Here is a 6296-nt window from a genome sequence, read left to right as displayed (position 1 = left end):
GCCACCGCGCAGGCCAGCGGATTCCCGCCGAACGTCGACCCGTGCTCGCCCGGCCGGAACACCCCGAGCACCGCCGCGCTCGACACCACCGCCGACACCGGCACGATCCCGCCGCCCAGCGCCTTGCCCAGCACGTACACGTCCGGCACGACCCCCTCGTGCTCGCACGCGAAGGTCCGCCCGGTCCGGCCCAGCCCCGACTGGATCTCGTCGGCGACGAAGAGGACGTTCCGCTCGCGGGTCAGCTCCCGCACCCCGGCCAGATAGCCGGCCGGCGGCACGATCACCCCGGACTCGCCCTGGATCGGCTCCAGCAGCACCGCCACCGTGTTCTCCGTCAGCGCCGACCGCATCGCCGTCAGGTCGCCGTACGGCACGATCTCGAATCCCGGCGTGTACGGACCGAAGTCCGCCCGCGCCTCCGGATCCGTGGAGAAGCTGATGACCGTCGTCGTACGGCCGTGGAAGTTGCCGCCCGCCACGACGATCTTCGCCATCTCGGCGGGCACCCCCTTCACCCGGTACCCCCACTTCCGGGCCGTCTTGACCGCGCTCTCCACGGCCTCAGCGCCCGTGTTCATGGGGAGCACCATCTCCATCCCGCACAGCTCCGCCAGCTCGGTGCAGAACGCCGCGAACCGGTCGTGGTAGAAGGCGCGGGAGGTCAGCGTCACCCGGTCCAGCTGCCGCCGGGCCGCCTCGGCCAGCCGCCGGTTGCCGTGCCCGAAGTTCAGCGCCGAGTAGCCGGCCAGCAGGTCCAGGTACCGCCGCCCCGCCACATCCGTCAGCCACGCCCCCTCACCGGTCGCGATCACCACGGGCAGCGGATGGTAGGTGGGCGCGCAGTGCGCGTCGGCGGCGGCGATGAGGTCTTCTGCAGCGGTCACGGCCTCTCCCGAGTACGACCGGAAATCGACGGCGAAATCGACGGTGACCCCCTTCATATCCTCGCTCGCATGGTGGACGCGGGACCTGCGCCGCGCGGCGCGCCCGGTAGTCTGACGAGCGGGCCGTGACTGGCGCGCTGGGATGGGACGGACCATCGGGGAGCGGCCCGAGCGGGAAGAGTGCCGTGCGCCTGGGCCGAACGTGAACGCTGTACGCACACCGTCCGGAGGTCCCCGATGCCCGAGAAGTCCGCCTCCCTCTCCACTGAGTCCACGGCCTTCCGCGCCGCCCTCGACGTCATCCGCGCCGTGGAGCCGCGCGTCGCCGACGCCATCGGCCAGGAGGTCGCCGACCAGCGCGAGATGCTCAAGCTGATCGCCTCCGAGAACTACGCCTCCCCGGCGACGCTGCTGGCGATGGGCAACTGGTTCAGCGACAAGTACGCCGAGGGAACCATCGGCCGCCGCTTCTACGCCGGCTGCCGCAACGTCGACACCGTCGAGGCCCTCGCCGCCGAGCACGCCCGCGAACTCTTCGGCGCCCGCCACGCCTACGTCCAGCCGCACTCCGGCATCGACGCCAACCTCGTCGCCTTCTGGGCCGTCCTCGCCGACCGCGTCGAGGCGCCCTACCTGGAGAAGGCCGGCGCCCGCCAGATCAACGACCTGTCCGACGCCGACTGGGCCGAGCTGCGCCAGGCCTTCGGCAACCAGCGCATGCTCGGCATGTCCCTGGACGCCGGCGGCCACCTCACCCACGGCTTCCGCCCGAACATCTCCGGCAAGATGTTCGACCAGCGCTCCTACGGCACCGACCCCGCCACCGGTCTGGTCGACTACGACGCCCTGCGCGCCCAGGCCCGTGAGTTCAAGCCGCTGATCATCGTCGCCGGCTACTCCGCGTACCCCCGTCTGGTGAACTTCCGGATCATGCGTGAGATCGCCGACGAGGTCGGCGCCACCCTCATGGTCGACATGGCGCACTTCGCCGGCCTGGTCGCGGGCAAGGTCCTCACCGGCGACTTCGACCCGGTCCCGCACGCCCAGATCGTCACCACGACCACCCACAAGTCCCTGCGCGGCCCGCGCGGCGGCATGGTGCTGTGCGACGACTCCCTCAAGGACCAGGTCGACCGCGGCTGCCCGATGGTCCTCGGCGGCCCCCTCCCGCACGTCATGGCCGCCAAGGCGGTCGCCCTCGCCGAGGCCCGGCAGCCCTCCTTCCAGGACTACGCCCAGCGCATCGTCGACAACTCGCGCGCCCTGGCCGAGGGCCTGATGCGCCGCGGTGCCACCCTCGTCACCGGCGGCACCGACAACCACCTCTGCCTGATCGACGTCGCCACCTCCTACGGCCTCACCGGCCGCCAGGCCGAGGCGGCCCTGCTGGAGTCGGGCATCGTCACCAACCGCAACGCCATCCCGGCCGACCCGAACGGCGCCTGGTACACCTCCGGCATCCGCGTCGGCACCCCGGCGCTCACCACCCGCGGCCTCGGCACCGCCGAGATGGACGAGGTGGCGGCCCTGATCGACCGCGTCCTCACCACGACGGAGCCGGGCACCACCAAGTCCGGCGCCCCCTCCAAGGCGGCCCACGTCCTGGACGAGAAGGTCGCCCAGGAGATCTCCCGGCGAGCCACGGACCTGGTGGCGGGCTTCCCCCTCTACCCGGAGGTCGACCTCGGCTGAAACGCCCCGTAAGGGGCGCGGGGAACTGCGCGACCGGCCACCACGGTCCGCAGTTCCCCACGCACAGAACCCCCCGGGCTCTCTGAGACAATAGAGGGCATGGCGAATGACCGACCTCGCGTGCTCTCCGGCATCCAGCCCACGGCTGGCTCGTTCCACCTCGGCAACTACCTCGGCGCCGTCCGCCAGTGGGTGGCCCTGCAGGAGTCCCACGACGCCTTCTACATGGTGGTCGACCTGCACGCGATCACGGTCCCGCAGGACCCCGAGGAACTGCGGGCCAACACCCGGCTCGCCGCCGCACAGCTGCTGGCCGCCGGCCTGGACCCGGACCGCTGCACCCTCTTCGTGCAGAGCCACGTCCCCGAGCACGCCCAGCTGGCCTGGATCATGAACTGCCTCACCGGCTTCGGCGAGGCCAGCCGCATGACCCAGTTCAAGGACAAGTCCGCCAAGCAGGGCGCCGACCGGGCCTCCGTCGGCCTGTTCACGTACCCGATCCTCCAGGTCGCCGACATCCTGCTGTACCAGGCCCACGAGGTGCCCGTCGGTGAGGACCAGCGCCAGCACATCGAGCTGACCCGCGACCTCGCCGAGCGCTTCAACGGCCGCTTCGGCGACACCTTCACGATCCCGAAGCCGTACATCCTCAAGGAGACGGCGAAGATCTACGACCTCCAGGACCCGACGGTCAAGATGAGCAAGTCGGCGTCCACGCCGAAGGGCCTCATCAACCTGCTCGACGAGCCGAAGACCACGGCCAAGAAGGTCAAGAGCGCCGTCACCGACACGGACACGGTGATCCGCTACGACGTCGAGCACAAGCCGGGCGTCTCCAACCTCCTCACCATCTACTCCACGCTCACCGGCAGGTCGATCGCCGAGCTGGAGCAGGACTACGAGGGCAAGATGTACGGCGCGCTCAAGACCGACCTCGCCGAGGTCATGGTCGAGTTCGTGACGCCGTTCCGGGAGCGCACCCAGCAGTACCTGGACGACGCCGAGACGCTGGACTCGATCCTCGCCAAGGGCGCCGAGAAGGCGCGCGCCGTCGCCGCCGAGACCCTCGCGCAGGCGTACGACCGCGTGGGCTTCCTCCCGGCCAAGCACTGAGGCGTACGACCGCACGGGTCCGCACGGGCAGAGCGCTGCACATCACTTCCGCTGCGCCTGCCCACAGGACACTCATGGCCGTACAGTCATAGCCGACGGCTGAGCAGAAAACAGACACGACGACAGGAGACGACGTGGGGACCGTAACGATCGGCGTGGCGATCGCGGTCCCGGAGCCTCACGGCAGCCTGCTCCAGGAGCGGCGCGCGGGCTTCGGCGACGCCGCGGCTCACGGTATCCCCACGCATGTCACGCTGTTGCCGCCGACCGAGGTGGACGAGGCCGACCTGCCGGCCGTCGACACGCACCTCAGCGGGGTCGCCGCGGCGGGCCGGCCGTTCCCGATGCGGCTGTCCGGCACCGGCACCTTCCGGCCCCTGTCGCCGGTGGTCTACGTGCGCATCGTCCAGGGCGCCGACGCCTGCGCCTGGCTCCAGCAGCGGGTGCGGGACGCCTCCGGGCCGCTGGCACGCGAGCTGCAGTTCCCGTACCACCCGCACGTCACCGTCGCGCACGGCATCGAAGAGGCGGCGATGGACCGCGCGTTCGAGGAGCTGGCGGACTTCGAGGCCGAGTGGCCGTGCACCGGCTTCGCGCTGTACGAGCAGGGCGCCGACGGCGTGTGGCGCAAGCTGCGCGAGTACACGTTCGGGGGATCCGTCGTACCGCCCCAGCCGGGCCACGCGGACGTCGAGCGGGGCACGATCGCCCGCCGGTAGGTCCGTCAGACCGCCAGCCTGCGGTACACCGCCCGCGGGGCGTGCCGGAGCACCGACATCAGCAGGCGCAGCGCCCCCGGCACCCAGACCGTCTCCGCGCGGCGGCGCAGGCCCAGTTCGACGGCCGTGGCGACCGCCTCCGGCGTGGTGGCGAGCGGTGCGCGCGGCCGGCCGGCCGTCCTCCTCGTCCGGACGAAGCCGGGGCGTACGACCATGACGCGCACGCCGGTGCCGTGCAGGGCGTCGCCGAGGCCCTGCGCGAAGGCGTCGAGGCCGGCCTTGCTGGAGCCGTAGATGAAGTCGGCGCGGCGGGCGCGTTCGGCCGCGGCGGCGGACAGGACGACGAGACAGCCATGGCCCTGGGCCTGGAGGGCCCGGCCCGCGACCAGTCCGGCCGAGACGGCCCCGGTGTAGTTGGTCTGAGCGACCCGCACGGCCCGGGCCGGGTCGCGCTCGTCGTGCGCCTGGTCGCCGAGGATGCCGAAGGCGAGCAGCACCATGTCGACGGGGCCCTCGGCGAACACCTTGCCGAGGACGGTCTCGTGGGAGTCGGGGTCGAGCGCGTCGAAGGCGACGGTGTGGACGACCGCGCCGAGCGCGCGCAGGTTCCCGGCGGCGTTCTCCAGCGCGGGGGAGGGGCGCCCCGCCAGCCACACCGTGCGGGTGCGGCGGGCGATCAGCCGGCGCGCGGTGGCCAGCGCGATCTCGGACGTGCCGCCGAGGACGAGCAGGGACTGGGGCAGTTCGGTGGCATCCTTCATGACAGTTGACCGTATCGCCCCTATATCGCCGTTCTGGCGAAGAAACGCGGTGTTGGCGGTCCCGCCCAGCGGGCACAGTCGGATCATGGACTGGCTGAAGAAGCTGCCCGGCATCGGGCCGATCGTCACCCGGCTGACGGCCACGCACGCGTGGCGGAGCTACGAGCGGCTGGACCGGGTGAAGTGGACCCGGCTGGCCGCCGCCATGACGTTCGTCAGCTTCGTGGCGCTGTTCCCGCTGCTGACCGTGGCCGCCGCGATCACCGCCGCCACGCTCAGCCCGGCCCGCCAGAAGACCGTGGAGCAGCGGATCGCCGACCAGTTCCCGGGCCTGGCCGACCAGCTGGACCTCACCTCCCTGGTGGACAACGCCGGCACGGTCGGCGTCATCGCGGGCGCCGTCCTGCTGTTCACGGGCATCGGCTGGGTCGGCCAGGTGCGGGACTGCCTGCGCGCGGTGTGGGAGCTGGCGGACCAGGACGAGAACCCGGTCCTCAGCAAGGCCAAGGACGCCGGGATCCTCCTCGGCTTCGGCGGCGCCCTGCTGGTCACACTCGCCGCGTCCACCCTCGCCTCGGCCGCCGTCGGCCGGCTGTCCCGGCAGATCGGCCTGGACGAACACGGCTGGGGCAGCGTGCTGCTCCAGATCGCCGCGTTCGCCGTCGCCGTGCTCGCCGACTTCCTCGTCCTGCTCTACGTCCTGACCCTGCTGCCCGGCGTCGAGCCGCGGCGCCGCCGCCTGCTGGTCGCCGCGCTGCTCGGCGCGATCGGCTTCGAACTGCTGAAGCTGCTGCTCAGCGGCTACATCCAGGGGGTCGCCGCGAAGAGCATGTACGGCGCCTTCGGGGTCCCCGTGGCCCTGCTGCTGTGGATCAACTTCACCTGCAAACTGGTCCTGTTCTGCGCCTCCTGGACGGCGACGGGCAGCAAGGAGGCGGAACTCAGGGACGCGTCCGACGGCGCATCAGGTCCGGCAGCGGCCACCGGCGGTTGACCAGGAACGCCGCGCCGCCGAGCAGCACCAGCAGTCCGCCCGCGACGGCCAGGGCGATCCCGGCACCGCTGGAGCCCGAGCCGGCGGAGGCGCTCGCCGCTGGCTTCGCACCCGACCCGCCGGCCCCCAC

General features: G+C 71.9%; 6 protein-coding genes, 1 pseudogene and 1 riboswitch. Of the genes and pseudogenes, 4 read left to right on the top strand and 3 right to left on the bottom strand.

The features are described 5' to 3' along the window. The coding region (gene rocD / locus CCN44_RS14980; RefSeq protein WP_086697913.1) for an ornithine--oxo-acid transaminase at positions 1 to 887 on the bottom strand (887 nt) is incomplete at its 3' end. A 115-nt stretch (positions 888 to 1002) separates the two neighbouring features. Then, a riboswitch (ZMP/ZTP riboswitch) is annotated at positions 1003 to 1091 on the top strand. A 33-nt stretch (positions 1092 to 1124) separates the two neighbouring features. Here rocD and CCN44_RS14975 point away from each other — a divergent pair. The 3 genes from CCN44_RS14975 (at position 1125) to CCN44_RS14965 (ending at position 4411) form a co-directional block, all read left to right on the top strand. Next, positions 1125 to 2579, top strand: a complete 1455-nt coding sequence (locus CCN44_RS14975) for a glycine hydroxymethyltransferase (protein WP_059252210.1) — start codon at positions 1125 to 1127, stop codon at positions 2577 to 2579. Between the two features lie 99 nt (positions 2580 to 2678). Next, the gene (gene trpS, locus CCN44_RS14970; protein WP_086697912.1) at positions 2679 to 3692 is read left to right on the top strand and encodes a tryptophan--tRNA ligase; all 1014 of its coding nucleotides are present in this window, start codon (positions 2679 to 2681) and stop codon (positions 3690 to 3692) included. A gap of 134 nt (positions 3693 to 3826) precedes the next feature. Then, positions 3827 to 4411, top strand: a complete 585-nt coding sequence (locus tag CCN44_RS14965; RefSeq protein ID WP_059252212.1) for a 2'-5' RNA ligase family protein — start codon at positions 3827 to 3829, stop codon at positions 4409 to 4411. 5 nt (positions 4412 to 4416) lie between these two features. Here CCN44_RS14965 and CCN44_RS14960 read toward each other — a convergent pair whose 3' ends face one another. Then, a complete protein-coding gene (locus CCN44_RS14960; protein WP_086697911.1) occupies positions 4417 to 5172 on the bottom strand; it encodes a decaprenylphospho-beta-D-erythro-pentofuranosid-2-ulose 2-reductase in 756 nt (251 codons plus the stop codon). 85 nt (positions 5173 to 5257) lie between these two features. Here CCN44_RS14960 and CCN44_RS14955 point away from each other — a divergent pair, with 85 nt between their 5' ends. Continuing rightward, a complete protein-coding gene (locus tag CCN44_RS14955) occupies positions 5258 to 6166 on the top strand; it encodes a YihY/virulence factor BrkB family protein (RefSeq protein WP_059252214.1) in 909 nt (302 codons plus the stop codon). Here the strand turns inward: CCN44_RS14955 and CCN44_RS14950 are convergent. Beyond that, positions 6114 to 6296: pseudogene (locus tag CCN44_RS14950) on the bottom strand (D-alanyl-D-alanine carboxypeptidase); the annotation flags it as partial. The gene CCN44_RS14955 and the pseudogene CCN44_RS14950 sit on opposite strands and share 53 nt — an antisense overlap.

The organism is Streptomyces tricolor, from assembly GCF_002155905.1.
Lineage (GTDB): Bacteria > Actinomycetota > Actinomycetes > Streptomycetales > Streptomycetaceae > Streptomyces > Streptomyces tricolor.
The sequence above is the reverse complement of the archived record's forward strand: the minus strand, read 5'-3'. Positions and strand labels throughout refer to the sequence as shown.

What these genes read in the sequence shown, in the direction of transcription:
- trpS (WP_086697912.1), top strand. Translation starts at nt 2,679, where the DNA reads ATGGCGAATGACCGACCTCGCGTGCTCTCCGGCATCCAGCCCACGGCT.
- CCN44_RS14960 (WP_086697911.1), bottom strand. Translation starts at nt 5,172, where the DNA reads ATGAAGGATGCCACCGAACTGCCCCAGTCCCTGCTCGTCCTCGGCGGC.
- CCN44_RS14955 (WP_059252214.1), top strand. Translation starts at nt 5,258, where the DNA reads ATGGACTGGCTGAAGAAGCTGCCCGGCATCGGGCCGATCGTCACCCGG.
- CCN44_RS14975 (WP_059252210.1), top strand. Translation starts at nt 1,125, where the DNA reads ATGCCCGAGAAGTCCGCCTCCCTCTCCACTGAGTCCACGGCCTTCCGC.